This is a genomic window from Serratia sp. K-E0102 (assembly GCF_029962625.1).
GTDB classification, from domain to species: Bacteria; Pseudomonadota; Gammaproteobacteria; order Enterobacterales; family Enterobacteriaceae; genus Serratia; species Serratia sarumanii.
In genome coordinates this window covers 1084733-1102413 of the sequence record NZ_CP124754.1, presented here as the reverse complement: position 1 = coordinate 1102413, position 17681 = coordinate 1084733, and the positions used below count along the sequence as shown (strand labels likewise).

Here is a 17681-nt window from a genome sequence, read left to right as displayed (position 1 = left end):
CAAAAATGGAATTACTTCATATTGGCTATTTCGGCGACAGTGCCTGCGGTAAATTATTAACAGACGAAATCCAGGAATACGGCCATCAGGTTAGTTTTATCAGTCTCGAACGCCGTCCAATCGAAAAATTCGATCTTATTATCACCACTGAAAATAACGCTGAAACAATACGACGGCTGCAACAGCAGGGAAAAAATCTGCTGACGATCGTAACCAATAAAAAAAATATTAGTGACATTGATACCCTGCAAAACCAAGAACACTTTTCTCTGTACTTTAGCTCCGCCGGCCAAACCGCTTATCTGTGCGACGCGCTGTCCGATATGGCCGCAGGCGCCCAACTTCCCCTGCTGCAGGAAAAGCTTGTCGACATTGTGGTCGAGCTTTCGCGTGGCGGCTTACCGCACGCGCAAGACACTCCCTACCGTTTGGCGCGTAAATACTATGCCGAATCACCGACGCGCATGCGCGAGTTGACCGCATTGCTGATGGAACGCCTTGGCGATCAGATGCAGGGGCGTTGCGGCAGCGATCTCTGCCATCTCACCTGGCAACCCGGCGCCGACTTCCATACGCTGCCGGTGGCGGACATCACGTCCCCCGCACAGCTGCAACATTTCTTCTTTAATGAAACCGGCGCGCTCAAACAGGGGCGCTATGCCCAGCCACGAGCGATGGTCGACGTAGCGGCTTGCGGTGACGGCACTCAGCTTACCCTGTATGGCGACGACATGCGTTTCAACGCGTTCACCGACTATCTTGACGCGCTATTGGCAGATCCGGCCGATCCCGTCGCCGCGCCCATTGTTACTCAACCTCAAACGTTGCATCGCCTGAGCCAATTCAACGCAACCGACGATGCCAAGCTGCTGGCGCACGACGTCATCGCTTTGTTCCGCCACGCCGCCGCCGCTCATCCGCAACAGGCCGCGCTGCATGCCGATGGCCAGATATACAGCTATGGCGAGATCGATCGCGCCTCGGATCAGTTTGCCTGTTGGCTGCTTGAACACAGCGGGGCCGCCAGCTCGGTCGTCGCCGTCTCGATGGACAAGTCAGCGACGCTGCTGATCGTGCTGTTGGGGATACTGAAAAGCAATAAAACCTATGTACTGCTCGATCCGCAGGCGCCAGCGGCGCGCAATCAAAGCATTCTTGACGACGTGCAGCCTGCGCTGATTTTGGCCGACTCGCCGTTGCACTCCGGCGACGCGCCGTGCATTGCGCCATCAAGCATTGACTACCGTTCGCTGAACATCCATGCGGAGCAACTCCCTCAATCGCGAGACGCACTGGCCTACGTCTGCTATACCTCCGGGACGACCGGCAAACCCAAAGGCGTCATGATAGGGCGTGAGGGCCTGAGCAACGTGGCGCAAAACCACCGCGATTTCATTGGCCTGGCGCAAGGCAGTCGCGTGCTGGCCATCGCCTCGTTGGGTTTCGACGCCTTCGGCTGGGACGTCTATGGCGCGTTGGTCAGCGGTGCGACGCTTTATCTGGCGCCCTCGGAGCTGCATACCGATGTCGGCGCGCTGCACGATTATCTGACTCGACACGATATCGGCCATATCACTATTACACCGGCAATTCTGGAATTGTTGCCCCGCGAAATGTGGCCGGGACTGCGGACAATGATCGTCATGGGAGACGCACCGCCAGCGGACGTCGTCACCTGGTGGGCCGAGCGCACCCGATTGTGCAACGGTTACGGGCCGACCGAGGCTTCCATTGCCACTTCGCTGTGCGAGTATCGTCCAGGCGTTCCCTGGAACTGCATTGGCAAACCGCTGAAAAACTACCGTTGTCACATCCTTGATCCCCACCACAATCCACTGCCGGTCGGTTTTGAGGGCGAACTGTGCATCGCCGGCAGCGGCCTGGCGCACGGTTACCTGCATCAAGAGGCGCTGAGCGCAGAGAAGTTCATTACCTGTCGGCTACCGTATATGGCGGCCGAAGAGCGCCTTTATCAAACCGGTGACATCGCCAAATGGGACGAACAGGGCAACATTATTTTCGTCGGCCGCCGTGATCACCAAGTGAAGATACGCGGTGTACGCATCGAAATGGGTGAAGTGGAAAGCGCCGTCCGCAGTCACCCCCTGGTTGAAAGCGCCTGCGTGGTGGCTCGCAGCCAGCCCTCGGGCAAAATTCTCGCCGCCTTCGTACAACCCGCTTCGCCTGAGCTGACGATCGACGCGCTGCGTCACGCGTTGGTCACACAGCTCCACCCCGCCGCGATCCCCAGCGTCTTTATTTTCTTGCCGGCGCTGCCGCTGACCATCAATGGCAAGATCGCCCGTCAACAGTTGGAAAACTGGCCGCTGGATGAACGAAATGAGCGCCTGACGCCACCGGAAACAGAAACTGAGGCCATTCTCGAGCGCATCGTGGCCAACGCCATCGGCTGTCCGCAAGCCGACGTCACACAGGAGTTCATCAACCTGGGCGCACACTCGCTGACAATGAGCAAAATCGTCGCGCTCGTCGCACGCGATCTTTGCTGCCACCTGAGCATCGCCGATCTGTTCCGCCATAATACGGTACGCAAACTGGCCGAATATATCGAGAATAAGGCCGTTGCCGCGGAGCGCGCCATCGCTATCTGCGACGAACGCCGCGCGCCGCTCAGCCCTCAGCAGAACCTGCTCTGGTACCTGAGCGCATTGAATCCTGACGACTGCAGTTACAACCTGCCGCTGGCGATAGACATCCAGGGCTCGCTCGATCTGGCGCGCTTTGAACAGGCGATCAATTTTATCTATGAAAAACATGAAAGCCTGCGCACTCGCTTCGCCGAAACCGACGGTGTCGCCTATCAGTTGGCAGAACCGCATACCCCGATTCGTCTTGCCGACCACTGGGTGGAAGGCCAAACGCTGTCGGCAGAGAAGTGGGTGCGCCAACTGTGTGCCACGCCTTTCGACATCACCGCTCGGCCGCCGCTGGTGCTTCGGCTGGTACAGTATCATCAGCAGCACCATGTTTTGATTTGGGTAAAACACAACATAATTACCGACGCCTGGAGCGAACAGCTGATCCTTAACGATCTGTGGCAGCGCTATAACGAGCTCGACGATCACAATGGGTTTGACGCGCCGCAACCGCAGATCCAAACCATTGACATCGTCAACAGCGGCATCGCACCACCTGCGCCGGCGGATGTCGCTTACTGGCAACAGCAACTGCAAGGCTGCCGCGAACTGGACTTCCCGCTGGATAAACCACGCCCGCTAATGCCGACACATGCCGGAGAACGCATCCATTATCAGCTGCAGCCCGACGTGGCCGGTCTGCTGGCGTCACGGGGCAAAGCGCTGGGCGCCACGCCTTTCGCCTTGCTCTGCGCGGCATTAAGTTTACTGCTCAGCCGTTATACCCAGCAGCAGGATATCGTCATCGGCACCGCCATCGCAGCGCGGGACAACCTGGATCAGGCGCAGGTCAGCGGCTTCCATGTCAATACCGTACCGCTGCGTATCCAACTGAGCGAACAGGACACCCTGGCCGAGCTGATCGGTAACATGATGGAAACCTGTATCGGCGCCTATCAGCATCAGCAGCTCTCGTTCGACCGGATCTTGCACCAGATCGAATACGAGCGGATGTCGAACAAAAATCCGTTATTCCAAATCATGGCGATCCTGCAGAACGCCGGCGACGTATGCCAACAAAACCTGCACGATTGCACGCTGCATCGCTTGCCGCTTTCGTCCGGCTTCTCGATGTTCGATATGACCTGGAACTTTAGTGTGGAACAGGACACCGTCGCCATCGAACTCGATTACGCCAGCGAACTGTTTTATCCCGCCAGCATGCAGATGCTGTTGGACAACTATCAGCAAACGCTGCGGCAACTGCTCACCCTGCCGGCCAACACGGCGCAGCGTGCCCTCAACCCGCTATGCGAACGGGAGCAACATTGGCTGCAACAGTTGGCCGTCAGCTCGGACGCAGGTTCAGGTGACTCGCTGCTGGTGCAAATTGCTCGCTTGGCACAAACCCAGCCTGACAGCCTCGCCGTCAGCTGCGAACGGCAACAGTACAGCTACCGTCAGCTGTGGGCGCAGTCTGAGCGCATCGCGCATGCATTGCAGCGCATCGACAGCAAGCCTTTTTCGGTCGGCGTCATGATGGAGAAAAGTTGCCACGTCGCCGTACTCCTGCTCGGCGTGCTGAGAGCCGGCAAACACTACGTGCCGATTGACGTACACTACCCGGCCGACCGCGTGAGTTACATGATCGAGAACGCGCAAGCCCGGTTGCTGGTGACCGATGGTGAGCCAGAACAACGTTGGGCCAGTCCCGCCGTCGGTTTCGACTCGCTGTTTTCTCAACCTGCAGCGGCCGACACATTGCCGTTCCCAGCCGACGATACGCTGGCCTACATCATGTACACCTCAGGCTCAACCGGTAACCCCAAAGGCGTGATGATCACCCACGGCAACCTGAACAATTTCACCCACGACTTCGTCGGGCGGCTGGCGCTGAGCGCGAGCGATAAGGTGCTCAGCCTGACCAGCATCAGTTTCGATATTTTTGGGTTGGAACTGTTCTGCTCGCTGGCCGGCGGCGCGCACGTCACGCTGTGTCCACGAGAAACCGCCATGGATCCGGTCAAGTTGTATCACTTTATCGAGCGACAGCAGCCCAGCGTGATTCAAGCGACACCTACCGTCTGGAGCACCATCGTCCACCATCTGCCGGCGGCGGGCCAGCGCCCCCTGACCGTGCTGTGCGGCGGCGAGAAGATGCCGGCGGCCTTGTTGACGCAATTGCGACGCATCGCGACACGGGTGCTGCAGGTGTATGGCCCGACGGAAACCACCATCTGGTCGACCTGCGCCGATCTGACTCACGAAGGCGCGAGCGACTGTATCGGCACGCCGATACAGTCAACTGACGTTCTGGTCATGGATCAGGCCGGCAACCCGATGCCAAGCGGCGCATTTGGTGAGCTATGGCTGGGCGGCGCAGGGGTATCACCGGGGTATTGGCGCAACCCGACGCTGAGCGATAAGGTCTTTCTACGGCGCCAGGCGTTCGGCACCGAGCGCTATATGTACCGCACCGGCGACATTGTGCGGTTTAATCGTCAGGGGCAGCTGGAATACCTCGGACGGAACGATCACCAGGTCAAAATTCGCGGCCACCGCATCGAATTGAGCGAAATCGATCTCAGTTTATCCTCTCTCGACAATATCGAACGGTCGCTCAGCTTAATTGTCGGTGAAGGCCAGCAGGCCCGCATCGTCAGCTACCTGCAGTTAACGCCGGGAGAGGAGCTGAATGAAAAAGCGGTGCGCACGGCGCTGAAAGCTCGCTTGCCGAATATCATGATCCCGTCCGGTTTTGTGGTGCTGTCGGCCTTCCCGCTCACCAACAACAATAAAATCGACATTCGTCGGCTACCGGCGCCGGAAACCCGCTACTCGGCTTCCGAAGCGGACTACACGCCTGCGGCCAACGAGGCGGAAAGCGCCATGCAGCATATCTGGCAACAAGTCTTGTCGCAGACGCAGATCAGCGTCTGCGACAGCTTCTTCAGCCTGGGTGGAAATTCACTGCAGATCCCGCAACTGCTGCACGCCATTCGTCAACAGATGGGCGTCTCGCTGACTATCCGCGAATTCATCATGCACAGCCAGATCCGCGAACTCACCGCGCTGGCCTTGAGCAAAACTGCCGGGGTCGCCGATGAAACGCATTGAGGTGTACCACCATGGACGTTGTCATCACCTTGACTACCGAGAGCCGCTGCGGCTCTCGGCCAGGCTGGACTTCACCGATAACCCGACCAACCTTTATGGCGTGGCCCCCGCCGATTCGGCGCCGCTGAGTTACGGCGATACCGTCGCCAGCGTGCGTCATGGCGGGGTCTGCAACGCCGAGCGTATCAGCCTGGTGCCACACTGCCACGGCACACACACCGAATGCATCGGCCATATTCTTCCTGAAACGCACAACGTGGCGGATTTGCCGCTTGAACCGTTCATCGCCGCCACCCTGATTCGCGTCAGGCCGCAACGCGCGGACGGGACCACGGAGAGCTATAACGCCAGCGCTGCCTCTGAAGATTGGCTGATTACCCGGGCGGCGCTCGATGACGCGCTGGCGCCGTTGTCGGGCGACTACCTGCAGGCTTTGGTGATAGCGGTCGAGACGCCGAGCGATTTCCGCGCCGCAGCCTGTGCGCCCTACTTCAGCCATCAAGCTCTGGCGCGCATCGTCGAACTCGGCGTCCAGCATCTGTTGGTGGATATTCCGTCGATCGACCGGCTATACGACGGCGGACGCATGGACAACCATCGCCGTTTTTGGGGGCTTGATGCCCCCGACAGGCCGCACTCCGGGCGCAAATACGCCTCCGTGACCGAGCTGATTCAGGTTCCCGCACACGCCGCGGCGGGACACTATTTTCTGACCATTCAACTGCCGGATCTGAGCGGGGATGCCCTTCCCAGTCGGCCCGTCCTATTTTCGTTTTCTACAGGGAAAGTGACATCATGAATTACGCCAGCTATCTGCAGCTAAACCAGCTGCTGTCACTGCAACAGCCAGCCTCGCCGTCTGCGGAACACCGCAATGAAAACTTGTTTATCATCACTCATCAAACCTACGAGCTCTGGTTCAAGCAGTTGATCGATGAGCTTCATCTGGCGATTGCGCTGATCGAAGAAGGAGATATACCGGCGGCGATCGAAACGATGACGCGCGTCAATGCCATTACCCAAACCGTGGTGAATCAGATCGCCGTGATTTGCACGCTGAAGTTTCATGAATTCCAGCGTTTTCGCAGCTATCTCGGCACCGCCAGCGGTTTCCAATCCTACCAGTTTGCCGGCATAGAAGCGCTGCTCGGCAAGGAAAACCCAAAGAAGCTACAACAGTATCAAGGTGATGAAGAGGCTCAGCGCCGATTGGCGGCTATTATCCAACCGGTTTCCCTATGGCAGGCGATACGCGGCCACCTGATGCGTCTCAATGACCAGCCCAATCAGGCGGCGCAAGGCTTCGACGACATCATCAGGCAATCGCTGACGCGTTCAGGCTGCGAGTCGCTGCTGCTCAACCAACTGCTTGATTTGGATTCACTGCTGCAAGAGTGGCGTTACCGCCATGTGAAACTGGTGGAGCGTACGATCGGGCAGCGGAAAGGTACCGGCGGTTCATCGGGTTCGGACTATCTTAAATCTACGCTGTTCACGCCGATCTTCGATGAATTGTGGAACGCCATCAACTGAGTGCATTCCCTTAACGCCAAGGAAGCTCAGGCTTCCTTGGCACCCCTGAAAATACGGATTTTCGCCATGCATTGCACCCACTTCCCCAACGCCCCCCTCGGCCTGAAACCGCTGACGCCGGGTCGCCAGGGCAGCCTGCGGCTGATCGCTTTTCCCCACGCCGGCGCCGGAGCCACTGCCTTTCAGCGATGGAGCCCCGCGTTGCATCAGGACATCGAACTCTATGCCGTGCAATATCCCGGTCGAGAGGAGCGGGCGCACGAAGCGCCGCTCTGCCAACCCCAATCGCTCATCAATCAACTGATATCGGCACTGCAGCCACTGCAGGATAAACCGCTGATCTTTTTCGGCCACAGTCTTGGCGGACGGGTTGCGCTGGCGTTAGCGATGGCGCTGCCCCAACCGCCGCTGCAGTTGATCATTTCCGCCAGTTCATCGCCCTTTCTGGCGCGCCACAGCCAGTTGCTGAGGATGCCTCGTGCCGCTTTGCTGAACGCACTTTGTGCCGGCGAGGGCCTGGATGAGTCTCTCATCGGCGACAGCGCGCTGGCCGATTACTATCTGCCGCTGATCCGTGCCGATCTGTTGCTGTCCAGCCAATTGCTTTTCCCTGCGCAACCGGGTTACCACGCCCCGCTGGCGATGTTCTATGGTGAAAACGACGAGTTGATCGATCGGCAGGATTTGCTCGACTGGCGCCGGATCGCGCAAGGCGATTTTCAGCAGCGCACTTTTGCCGGCGGACATATGTATATCACCACGCAGCGCGAGGCGGTGATAGCCGGCGTTCACCAGTTGCTGGCGGGCCGCCTGAGCGAACCGGCCAGCCGGTAACACTCAGGCGTTTTCACGCTCAGGCAACGCCAAACGGCGCTCGTTGTGCACCACCCGCCACGCCAACAGCAGCACGCACAGGCTGCAGAGCGACAGCACGGCGCCCAGGTGCTGCGACAGCCCGGCCAGCACCAAGCCACCGCCAAGCATCAGGTAATACATCAGGCCAAGGATCGCGCCGGCGGTGCCCATGCAGTCTTTATAATGCCGCAGCGCGCGCGCCAGAATATTGGGAATGGCGATGCCGTACGCCATCACCACCAGCATCATCGGCAGAACGAACCACAAGCTCCCTTCCAGCAGCAGTACCAGCAGGCCGCCGGCCAGTGATAAAACGCAGGCCAGCATCAGCAACGCGGGGAACAGCCAGTGTTTGCCGATCAAAAACTTGTTGATCGCCGCGCCGATACCGACCCCGGCCGCCAACACCAAACCGGTATAACCGAACCACTGCGCCGGCAGTTCCAACGCCGCGAAGTGGAATGGCGCCAGCTGGTAATAGCTGAACATGCAAATATTGAACAACGCCACCAGCAGCGCACTGAGCCAAATATCCCCGTCCTTGATCATCCGCCCCAGCGTGCCGAAAAATGAATGCCTCACCACCTGTTGCGGACGCGTCTCCGGCAGTTGCCAACCGGCATAGCCCAGCAACAGCGCCGCCAACAGCGCCAAACCGCCAAACACCCCCTGATAGCCCCAATAGTGAGTCAGCACTGCGCCGCTCAATACGCCAACCGCCGGGCTGATCGCCATGGCGATCCCCATCACCGAGAACACCCGCGCCAACTCATAACCGTCGAAGCGATCGCGAATCGCCGTTTGCGTCCCGACCGAACCGACCGCCGCGCCAAAGGCGGCCAGCACCCGCGCCGCCAGCAGCACGCTGAAGCTGCCGCTGAACAGCGCGACGATAGAAGCCAGCAGATAGAGCGTCAGCCCGGCCAAAATGGTGGGACGGCGTCCGATAACGTCGCACATCCGCCCCCAAACCACCACGCCCAGCGCAAAGGCGAAAAAGTAGCAAGAGAGCGTTTGCGCCGCCATTTCCGCACTTACCCGGAAACCGTGCGCAATGTGCGTCAATGCCGGGCTGTAGATGGTCTCCACCACCTGGGGAAACATCATCATCGACGTCGCCAATGTCAGAGTCAGCTTACGTTGCATAACAAATCCTGTAGCCAAGAATAAGCTGCACAAGGTAGCATCTGCTCCCGGCGCCGATTACAATATAAAAGACAATAAATTTACAAAATCGGACATACTATGGCGTGGCTTCAGGCGCAGGACAGTTTTAATCCGGATACGCTCGACAACGGCGTGCTCGGGATCGCCGCCGAACTGGCGCAGCACGACTCTGGCACGCATTGGCATGACAGAGGCCAGTTGCTGTTCTGTCAGCAAGGCAGCATGCGTATCACGCTCAACCAAAGCATCTGTATGCTGCCGCCGGGCAGAGTTGCCTGGATCCCGCCGCAAGTGGCTCACCGCGTTCAGGTCAACGGCGTAGTCGGTTACCGTTCGCTTTATCTCGACGCCGAACGCTATGCCTGTCTGCCTGCGCAGCTTGCCGTACTGACAGCCTCGCCGCTGCTGCGCGAGGTGTTGGAACGCATCGCGTTCGCCGCATTCGACACCGACTGGCAGCATGGGCCTCACGCCAATATTCTGGCGGTCTGCCTGGACGAGATCGCCGCCGCGCCGCGCGAACTGACGTTGCTGCCGCTGCCCAGCGACCGGCGCCTGCGCCATCTGGCCAATCTGGACATGCTTCCGCCGCTGCACGAGCTATCGCGCTACAGCGGCGCTTCCGAGAAAACCATCAGCCGGATTTTCCGCCGTGAAACCGGCCTCAGTTATCAACAGTGGCGTCAGCAATGGCGCCTGATCAAAGCAATAGAGATGCTGGCTGCAGGGCTGAGCCAATCCGACGTCGCCGGTCGGCTGGCGTTTTCCAGCGACAGCGCCTTCGCCACTTTTTTCAAGAATATGGTGGGCTGCCCGCCGAGGGCGTATATGGAGAGAAGAAAGTAAGAGGCCGTCTAAAACGGCAACGCCGACAGAATGCGTTGATGGGGAGGAAAAAAGCGACGGCGGGAACGGCGCCCCCGCGACAAGCGAGAAACGCCGTTCCGCTACGCCCTTATCGATAGACGATCTCGCCCTTCGGCTCGTAGGCCGCCGCATCCAGCGGTGAATGTTTCTCGATGTATTGCTTCAGCACCTCGGCGTCGATAAAGCCGGTGTTGACGTAGCTCGGCAGCCCGTCCAGCTTCGGATAACCGTCCCCGCCCAGCGCGTTGAAGTTCAGCGTCGCCATGCGGTAGGTTTTATCCGCCTGCAGCGGCTGGCCGTTGATCTTCACCTCGCTGACGCCCTTGCCGTCCGCCACCAGGCTGACGTTGGCGAACTGGGCGTAGGCGCCGGAATCCGGCTTCATGTTGGCCACCACCGCCAGGTACTGCTCAACCTCGCTGCCTTTCATATCGACATGCACCAGGGTGTTGCCGAACGGCTGTACCTTGAGCACGTTCTTATAGGTGATATCGCCGCTTTCAATCGAATCGCGCACCCCGCCGCCGCTCATCACCGCGAAGTCGGCATCGGCGCGCTCCCTCTGCGCCGCCAGCATCACCCGCGCCAGGTTGGTCTGCACGAAGCGCACCTTGCTGCGATCGCCCTCCAGCTTGCCGTTAACGCTGCCGATCTTCACGCCCAACTGCGCCTTGCCCTTCTCCTGGAACGGCGTCAACAGTTTCATCATGGTCGGGTCTTCCGCGATCTGCTGGGTGTAGTACACCCGCTCGCTGGTGCCGTCCGCCTTCTCCACCTTCTTCTTCAGGTTTACCGGGATCAGCTGATAATGCACCAGCTTCAGCTCGCCGTTGCGGAATTCGAAGTCGGCGCGGCCCACGTATTTGCCCCACTCGTGCGCCTGCACGATCCAGGTGCCGTTCTGGCGATCCGGCGAGCACGGCGTGCCCGGCACGTAATCTGCCTGTTTGCGGTTGCCGCCGGCCATGCACACCGGATCCTGCGAGTGGCCGCCGACAATCATGTCGAGATACCCGGCCGGCAGGCTGCGCGCCATTTCCACGTCGCCCGGCGCGTTCGAGCCGTGTTCGCCGTTGTCGTAGTGCCCCATATGGGTGGCGGCGATAATCACGTCCGGCTTCTCGTCCTTACGCAGTTGCTCCACCACCTGCTTCGCCTCCTGAGCCGGCGCGCGGAACTCCATGTCGGTGAAGTACTCCGGGTTGCCTATCTTGGCGGTGTCGTCGGTCGTCAGGCCGATCACGGCAATCTTGATGCCCTGCTTGTCGAACAAGGCGTAAGGCTTGAACAGGCGCTGGCCGGTGCTTTTCTGATAGATATTGGCGGACAGCAGCGGGAAGGTCGCCCATTTTTCCTGCTGCCGCAGCACGCTCAGCGGGTTGTCGAATTCGTGGTTGCCGATCGCCATCGCGTCGTAACCCACCAGGTTCATGCCGCGGAAGTCCGGCTCGGCGTCCTGCAAATCCGATTCCGGCACGCCGGTGTTGATATCGCCGCCGGACAGCAACAGCAGGCTGCCGCCCTGCGCCGCCACTTCCTGACGAATGCCGTCCACCAACGTTTTCTGCGCGCCCAGGCCGTATTCGCCATGATCGTTCTGCCAGAAGTGACCGTGATGGTCGTTGGTATGCAGAATGGTGATGGCGTAGGTCTTATCCTTTTCCCAGGCACTGGCGGCCCCCGACAGCAACGTCAGGGAAACGGCCAACGCACATGCGGTGGTTTTCAGCGAAAAACGCATGGCGGATCTCCGTGTATTAAATGGCTTTTATGATGAGGGCGAAATTGTAGCGCGAATCAATGACAGCTGATTTCAAATTTTTGCGATGTGAGTCTGATTATTTCAGATATGGTAAAAATTGCGCACCCTGCCTAAGATGTCTTCTCTGTGCTCAACAACTTATCAGGCTAATAATAATATGACCGACAGTAGCCAAAGCGCGATGCCGCCCGCCAAGGGCAGTGCGGTGAAAGGCACCGCCTTCTCCATCCTCGGCGCCATCAGCGTGTCTCACCTGCTCAACGATATGATCCAATCGCTGATTCTGGCGATTTACCCGATCCTGCAAGCCGATTTTCACCTCAGCTTCGTGCAGATCGGCATGATCACCCTGACCTATCAGCTGACGGCCTCGCTGCTGCAGCCGCTGATTGGTTATTACACCGATAAACACCCGCAGCCTTATTCGTTGCCGATCGGCATGGGCTTTACCCTGTCCGGCCTGCTGCTGCTGTCGGTGGCGAGCACCTTCCCGCTGGTGCTGCTGGCGGCGGCGCTGGTGGGCACCGGCTCATCGGTGTTCCACCCGGAATCCTCGCGCGTGGCGCGCATGGCCTCCGGCGGGCGGCACGGCCTGGCGCAGTCGCTGTTCCAGGTCGGCGGCAACTTCGGCAGCTCGCTAGGCCCGCTGCTGGCTGCGCTGATCATCGCGCCTTACGGCAAGGGTAACGTCGCCTGGTTCACGCTGGCGGCGCTGCTGGCGATCGTGGTGTTGCTGCAGGTCAGCAAGTGGTATCAACATCAGCACCGGGCAACTAAAGGGCAGCCGAAAAGCCCATCAACGCTGAAACCGCTGCCAAAACGTACCGTAGTCTACTCGCTGGGCATCCTGCTGGTGCTGATTTTCTCTAAATACTTCTATCTGGCCAGCATCAGCAGCTATTACACCTTTTATCTGATACATAAATTCGGCGTTTCGGTGCAGAATGCGCAAATTCACCTGTTCGCCTTCCTGTTCGCGGTGGCGGCAGGCACCATTATCGGTGGGCCTCTCGGCGACAAGATAGGACGAAAATACGTTATTTGGGGCTCTATTCTCGGCGCTGCGCCGTTTACCCTTGTTTTACCTTATGCATCGCTCTATTGGACCGGCATTTTAACGGTGATTATCGGGGTTATTCTCGCCTCGGCGTTCTCCGCCATTTTGGTCTACGCCCAGGAGCTGATCCCCGGCAAGGTGGGCATGGTTTCCGGCTTATTCTTCGGTTTTGCTTTCGGTATGGGCGGATTAGGCGCGGCAGTTCTTGGTTATGTCGCGGATTTGACCAGTATCGAACTGGTCTACCAAATCTGTGCTTTCCTGCCGCTGATCGGCATTATCACCGCACTGCTGCCCAATATGGAGCATAAACCGCAATAACCCCGCGACTAGCCCGGATGAAATTACTTATTCGTCCGGGTTATCTTACGGATAAATCAATGTTATTTTCCATATCTGGCACAAAACCCCCTCATTGCCGCGCCTTAAGTGAAATCCTCTGCCTTTTTACAAAAAAGGCCAAATTAGCCAAGCAAGTCGCGCACAAATGCAATAAACTAAATGTATCTTTTCGTAACTTTGTTGCGTTTCTCCCGTGCCGCGATGCATAACCAGAAGGAGTATGGATGCATAATTCAACACCGCTCATTACCACCATCGTCGGAGGGTTAGTACTCGCCTTCCTCCTCGGCATGCTGGCGAACCGCCTGCGCATCTCCCCTCTGGTGGGGTATCTGGCCGCAGGCGTGCTCGCCGGCCCGTTCACCCCCGGTTTCGTCGCCGATACCTCATTGGCGCCGGAACTGGCGGAAATCGGCGTTATCCTGTTGATGTTCGGTGTTGGCCTGCACTTCTCTTTGAAAGACCTCCTCGCAGTAAAATCTATCGCCATTCCCGGCGCCGTAGCGCAAATAGCCGTCGCCACCCTGCTCGGCATGGGGCTGTCCAAGCTGCTCGGCTGGGATCTGATCTCCGGCCTGGTGTTCGGCCTCTGCCTCTCCACCGCCAGCACCGTGGTGCTGCTGCGCGCGCTGGAGGAGCGGCAGCTGATCGACAGCCAGCGCGGGCAAATCGCCATCGGCTGGCTGATCGTCGAAGATTTGGCGATGGTGCTGACGCTGGTATTGCTGCCGGCCTTCGGCAACATGCTGGGCAACGACAACGCCAGCAGCAGCCAGCTGCTGATGGAGCTGGCGCTGACCATCGGTAAGGTCATCGCCTTTATCGCGCTGATGATCGTGGTCGGCCGCCGGCTGGTGCCGTGGATCCTGTCAAAAACCGCCAGCACCGGCTCGCGCGAGCTGTTCACCCTGGCGGTATTGGCGCTGGCGCTCGGCATCGCCTACGGCGCGGTGAAGCTGTTCGACGTCTCCTTCGCGCTGGGCGCTTTCTTCGCCGGCATGGTGCTGAACGAGTCCGAACTGAGCCACCGCGCGGCGCACGACACCCTGCCGCTGCGCGACGCATTCGCAGTGCTGTTCTTCGTCTCGGTCGGCATGCTGTTCGATCCGATGATCGTGATTAACGAACCGCTGGCGGTGCTGGCGACGCTGGCGATCATCGTGTTCGGCAAATCCGCCGCCGCGTTCCTGCTGGTGAAAATGTTCGGTCACTCCAAGCGCACCGCGCTGACCATTTCCGCCAGCCTGGCGCAAATCGGCGAGTTCGCCTTTATTCTGGCGGGCCTCGGCATTGCGCTCGGCATGATGTCGGAACACGGCCGCAATCTGGTACTGGCCGGCGCCATTCTGTCCATCATGCTCAATCCGCTGTTGTTCACCCTGCTGGAACGCTATCTGGCCAAGACCGAAACCATCGAAGACCAAATCCTCGAAGAGGCGGTGGAAGAAGAGAAGCAAATCCCGGTGGATATGTGCAATCACGCGCTGGTGGTCGGCTATGGCCGCGTCGGCAGCCTGCTGGGCGGCAAACTGGCCGAAGCGGGCATCCCGCTGGTGGTGATCGAGAACTCCCGCCCGCGGGTGGAAGCGCTGCGCGAACAGGGCATCAAGACGGTGCTGGGCAATGCCGCCAATCCGGAAGTGATGGATCTGGCGCGGCTCGACTGCGCGCGCTGGCTGCTGCTGACCATCCCCAACGGCTATGAGGCCGGCGAGATCGTCGCCTCGGCGCGCGCCAAGCGGCCGAATATCGAGATCATTGCCCGCGCCCACTACGACGACGAGGTGGCCTACATCACCGATCGCGGCGCCAACCAGGTGGTGATGGGCGAACGGGAGATCGCCAACAGCATGCTGAACATCCTGCAGCTGGACACCCTGAGCGAAGAAGAAAAAATGGGCGGCTGCCCTATCTGAAGCGCCACGCGCGCAAAAAAGGTCCGGCATGCCGGACCTTTTCTTTTTCAGCGGGTTAACGCTCCCAGTAAGACTCTTCCAGGCTGTCTTCCCGCTCCGGCAGGCCGCGAGTGAGGCGCGGCGAATGCTGGTTCAACACCTGGTAGCTGACGCGGTTGGCGTATTTGCACACCTGCGCCAGGGAGGAGTAAGTCAGGTAGCTGCGCACGTGCTTGCTGGAGTTCGGCACGTTGTGGCGGTGATAGCCGTTGGCGGCGATATCGTGCAGCAACGCCGACAGCGCGCCGTCGCCGGCGCCGTTGGTGTTCATGATCTTCTCCGGCCCGCCCATATACGGCGCGATGTGCGAATAAACGCGCAGCGGATTTTCACAGTGTTCGCGGCGCATGGCGCGGCTGAATTCGTAGCGGTTGAACTCGGCGATATGCCCCGGCAGCAGCGGGTGCTGGGTCTGGCGCTTGTTGGCCTCTTCGGTGTAACCCGCCATATACAGGCCGTTCGGCCCGGCGGTGCACAGCACCAGATCCACCCACTCCAGCGCCATGTCCGAGGCGGTCAGCGGATCGCTCAGCCCGGTCAGCTCCAGCGCTTCGTCTTCGTTCATCGCCAGAATCGTCACGTTTTCCTTCAGGAAGTCGCGCCACCACTGTGGGTTGTCGGCAATGACGTACTTGGTGCCCAGCGTCAACACCACCGGCACGTCGTGCTTTTTGGCGTATTCGATCGCCTGCAGGGTGGCGGCCTTCATTGGCTCCCCTTCCTTGCAGCGCACCAGATAAGAGCTCAGCACCAGTGCCGACGCGCCGGCGATCACCTCTTCAGGAATGCTTTCCGGGCGCAGCTGGTTCATTTGGCCCGGGTTGATGGCGAAGGTGCGCTCGCCGCTTTCGCCAATCAGCGTGAAACAGCGGCCGATGGCGCCGTCTACGCCCTGCAGATAGTTGAGATCGGTACGGCTGGAGGTATTGCACAGGTAACGGTAGGCGTAGCTGCCGATTTTCACGTTGCTGCACATCACGCCGAGCAGCACCGAGCGATCGTCCGCCAGCACCGAATAGTTGTGCATGGTATTGCCGATGGTGCCGCCGGCGAACTGATGGGTAACCAGGTTGTTTTCATTCAGTTCCTGATACAGCGCCTCGGCGACGTCGTCTTCGATCACCAGAGAGTGGCCCAGGCTCAGGCCGTAGCGCTGGACAAAAACGTCGTCCACCTTCGCCTCGATATCCACCAGCGTCTGGTCGATGCCGACGATATACGAGGTGCTGATTTCACTTTCGGGCTGGGCCTGCTGCAGAAGCGGATCGCGGGCGCTCACCGGGAAATAGTGTTTGGACTTGCGTTTACCAGGAAATTTCATGTGATTGGCGGTGGTGGCGGTTTAACAAGCGGAGAATGTTAACACATTCCCGCCCGATCACGATGATTCTAATATACAGATTATTGATGATTAGAGGCGCTGCGCCACCAGCTGCTGCATCATATCGATATGCGCCGGCTCGTCGTTCAACGCAGAGATATACTCAAACTTCTCGCCGCCGGCCTCGAGGAAGATCTCGCGGTTCTGCTCCTTGATCTCTTCCAGCGTTTCCAGGCAGTCCGCCGAGAAACCCGGGCAAATCAGCTGAATGTGCTTCACGCCCTGCGCCGGCAGCCCCTTCAGGGTCTCATCGGTGTACGGCGTCAGCCACGGCTCGCGGCCGAAGCGCGATTGGTACGTCATCATCACTCGCTCCGGCGCCAGCGGCAGCGTGGCGCTCAGCGCTCGCAGCGTATCCTCGCAGCGCTGCGGGTAGTCGTCGCCCAGGCGCGCATAGCGTTTGGGGATGCCGTGGAACGACAGCACCAACCGATCCGGCTGGCCATGCTCGGCGAACGAGCGCTCCACGCTTTGCTGCAGCGCGGCGATGTAGGCCGGGTGTTCGGCGTAATCGCGGATGAAGGCCACAGAAGGCAAGCGACGATAGCCTTTCAGCACCCGCGCTACGCCATCCCATACCGCCGCGCTGGTGGAACAGGAATATTGCGGATAGAGCGGCAGCACCACCAGGTTGGTCACGCCCTGCGCCAGCAGCTTGTCGATGGCTTCCGCCAGGCTCGGCGAGCCGTAGCTCATGCCCAGCTCCACCGGCGTATTCGGCATGCGCGCCGCCAGCGCCCGCTGTTGGCGGCGGCTGTACACCAGCAGCGGCGAGCCTTCTTCCATCCACACCGACTGATAGAGCTTCGCCACGCGCGGCGAACGGATCGGCAAGATCGCGCCGTTGAGGATCGGCCACCAGATCAGCGGCGCCGTGTCGACCACGCGATCGTCACTGAGGAATTCCTTCAGATAGCGTTTGACCGCCGACGAGGTCGGCGCATCTGGCGTGCCCAGGTTCACCAGCAATACGCCGTGTTTCTCTTGCTTCATCTCAGTTCCCCTCATTTCCTTTCCGGCCGGCATTCCGTTCTGGGTCGGGATGTCA

The 17681-nt window shown here is 59.5% G+C and carries 11 protein-coding genes; 7 read left to right on the top strand and 4 right to left on the bottom strand.

Going from position 1 to position 17681, the window contains the following annotated elements; genetic code table 11:
• Positions 1 to 5 precede the first annotated feature (5 nt).
• The 4 genes from SSARUM2_RS05110 to SSARUM2_RS05095 all read left to right on the top strand — a co-directional run bounded on the left by SSARUM2_RS05110 (position 6) and on the right by SSARUM2_RS05095 (position 8081).
• On the top strand, positions 6 to 5714 hold the full coding sequence (locus SSARUM2_RS05110) for a non-ribosomal peptide synthetase (protein ID WP_060452709.1): 5709 nt from the start codon (positions 6 to 8) through the stop codon (positions 5712 to 5714).
• Entirely contained in the window at positions 5701 to 6513 is an 813-nt protein-coding gene (locus SSARUM2_RS05105) for a cyclase family protein (protein WP_041033694.1), read from the top strand. The genes SSARUM2_RS05110 and SSARUM2_RS05105 overlap by 14 nt, the downstream gene beginning before the upstream one ends.
• Complete coding sequence (locus SSARUM2_RS05100; RefSeq protein WP_033647260.1) at positions 6510 to 7247, top strand: tryptophan 2,3-dioxygenase family protein; 738 nt, start codon at positions 6510 to 6512, stop codon at positions 7245 to 7247. The genes SSARUM2_RS05105 and SSARUM2_RS05100 overlap by 4 nt, the downstream gene beginning before the upstream one ends.
• A gap of 66 nt (positions 7248 to 7313) precedes the next feature.
• Positions 7314 to 8081 (top strand): alpha/beta fold hydrolase, encoded by a 768-nt coding sequence (locus SSARUM2_RS05095; protein WP_060452708.1) that lies wholly within the window; start codon positions 7314 to 7316, stop codon positions 8079 to 8081.
• Positions 8082 to 8084: 3 nt separating this feature from the next.
• On the opposite strand, the gene SSARUM2_RS05090 is transcribed toward SSARUM2_RS05095, so the two are convergent.
• The gene (locus SSARUM2_RS05090; protein ID WP_047568972.1) at positions 8085 to 9248 is read right to left on the bottom strand and encodes a multidrug effflux MFS transporter; all 1164 of its coding nucleotides are present in this window, start codon (positions 9246 to 9248) and stop codon (positions 8085 to 8087) included.
• A gap of 99 nt (positions 9249 to 9347) precedes the next feature.
• Here SSARUM2_RS05090 and SSARUM2_RS05085 point away from each other — a divergent pair, with 99 nt between their 5' ends.
• On the top strand, positions 9348 to 10115 hold the full coding sequence (locus SSARUM2_RS05085) for a helix-turn-helix transcriptional regulator (RefSeq protein WP_060452707.1): 768 nt from the start codon (positions 9348 to 9350) through the stop codon (positions 10113 to 10115).
• Between the two features lie 109 nt (positions 10116 to 10224).
• On the opposite strand, the gene ushA is transcribed toward SSARUM2_RS05085, so the two are convergent.
• Positions 10225 to 11877 carry a bifunctional UDP-sugar hydrolase/5'-nucleotidase UshA gene (gene ushA, locus SSARUM2_RS05080; protein WP_060452706.1) on the bottom strand — a complete coding sequence of 551 codons (1653 nt, stop codon included), beginning with the start codon at positions 11875 to 11877 and terminating at the stop codon, positions 10225 to 10227.
• A 178-nt stretch (positions 11878 to 12055) separates the two neighbouring features.
• Between ushA and SSARUM2_RS05075 the strand changes: the two genes are divergently transcribed.
• Together SSARUM2_RS05075 and ybaL are read left to right on the top strand one after the other, a co-directional pair.
• Positions 12056 to 13276 (top strand): MFS transporter, encoded by a 1221-nt coding sequence (locus tag SSARUM2_RS05075; protein ID WP_033637357.1) that lies wholly within the window; start codon positions 12056 to 12058, stop codon positions 13274 to 13276.
• A 245-nt stretch (positions 13277 to 13521) separates the two neighbouring features.
• The gene (gene ybaL / locus SSARUM2_RS05070; protein ID WP_033637356.1) at positions 13522 to 15213 is read left to right on the top strand and encodes a YbaL family putative K(+) efflux transporter; all 1692 of its coding nucleotides are present in this window, start codon (positions 13522 to 13524) and stop codon (positions 15211 to 15213) included.
• 55 nt (positions 15214 to 15268) lie between these two features.
• Here the strand turns inward: ybaL and SSARUM2_RS05065 are convergent, their stop codons facing one another.
• Both SSARUM2_RS05065 and hemH read right to left on the bottom strand, forming a co-directional pair.
• Entirely contained in the window at positions 15269 to 16573 is a 1305-nt protein-coding gene (locus tag SSARUM2_RS05065) for an inosine/guanosine kinase (RefSeq protein WP_060421981.1), read from the bottom strand.
• A gap of 90 nt (positions 16574 to 16663) precedes the next feature.
• The gene (gene hemH / locus SSARUM2_RS05060; RefSeq protein WP_033637355.1) at positions 16664 to 17626 is read right to left on the bottom strand and encodes a ferrochelatase; all 963 of its coding nucleotides are present in this window, start codon (positions 17624 to 17626) and stop codon (positions 16664 to 16666) included.
• Between the last annotated feature and the right edge of the window lie 55 nt (positions 17627 to 17681).

Bases quoted from the DNA above. Each gene is read 5' to 3' on its own strand.
- hemH (WP_033637355.1), bottom strand. From the start codon at position 17,626: ATGAAGCAAGAGAAACACGGCGTATTGCTGGTGAACCTGGGCACGCCA.
- SSARUM2_RS05085 (WP_060452707.1), top strand. From the start codon at position 9,348: ATGGCGTGGCTTCAGGCGCAGGACAGTTTTAATCCGGATACGCTCGAC.
- SSARUM2_RS05075 (WP_033637357.1), top strand. From the start codon at position 12,056: ATGACCGACAGTAGCCAAAGCGCGATGCCGCCCGCCAAGGGCAGTGCG.
- SSARUM2_RS05090 (WP_047568972.1), bottom strand. From the start codon at position 9,248: ATGCAACGTAAGCTGACTCTGACATTGGCGACGTCGATGATGATGTTT.
- SSARUM2_RS05105 (WP_041033694.1), top strand. From the start codon at position 5,701: ATGAAACGCATTGAGGTGTACCACCATGGACGTTGTCATCACCTTGAC.
- ushA (WP_060452706.1), bottom strand. From the start codon at position 11,877: ATGCGTTTTTCGCTGAAAACCACCGCATGTGCGTTGGCCGTTTCCCTG.
- SSARUM2_RS05100 (WP_033647260.1), top strand. From the start codon at position 6,510: ATGAATTACGCCAGCTATCTGCAGCTAAACCAGCTGCTGTCACTGCAA.
- SSARUM2_RS05095 (WP_060452708.1), top strand. From the start codon at position 7,314: ATGCATTGCACCCACTTCCCCAACGCCCCCCTCGGCCTGAAACCGCTG.
- SSARUM2_RS05065 (WP_060421981.1), bottom strand. From the start codon at position 16,573: ATGAAATTTCCTGGTAAACGCAAGTCCAAACACTATTTCCCGGTGAGC.
- ybaL (WP_033637356.1), top strand. From the start codon at position 13,522: ATGCATAATTCAACACCGCTCATTACCACCATCGTCGGAGGGTTAGTA.
- SSARUM2_RS05110 (WP_060452709.1), top strand. From the start codon at position 6: ATGGAATTACTTCATATTGGCTATTTCGGCGACAGTGCCTGCGGTAAA.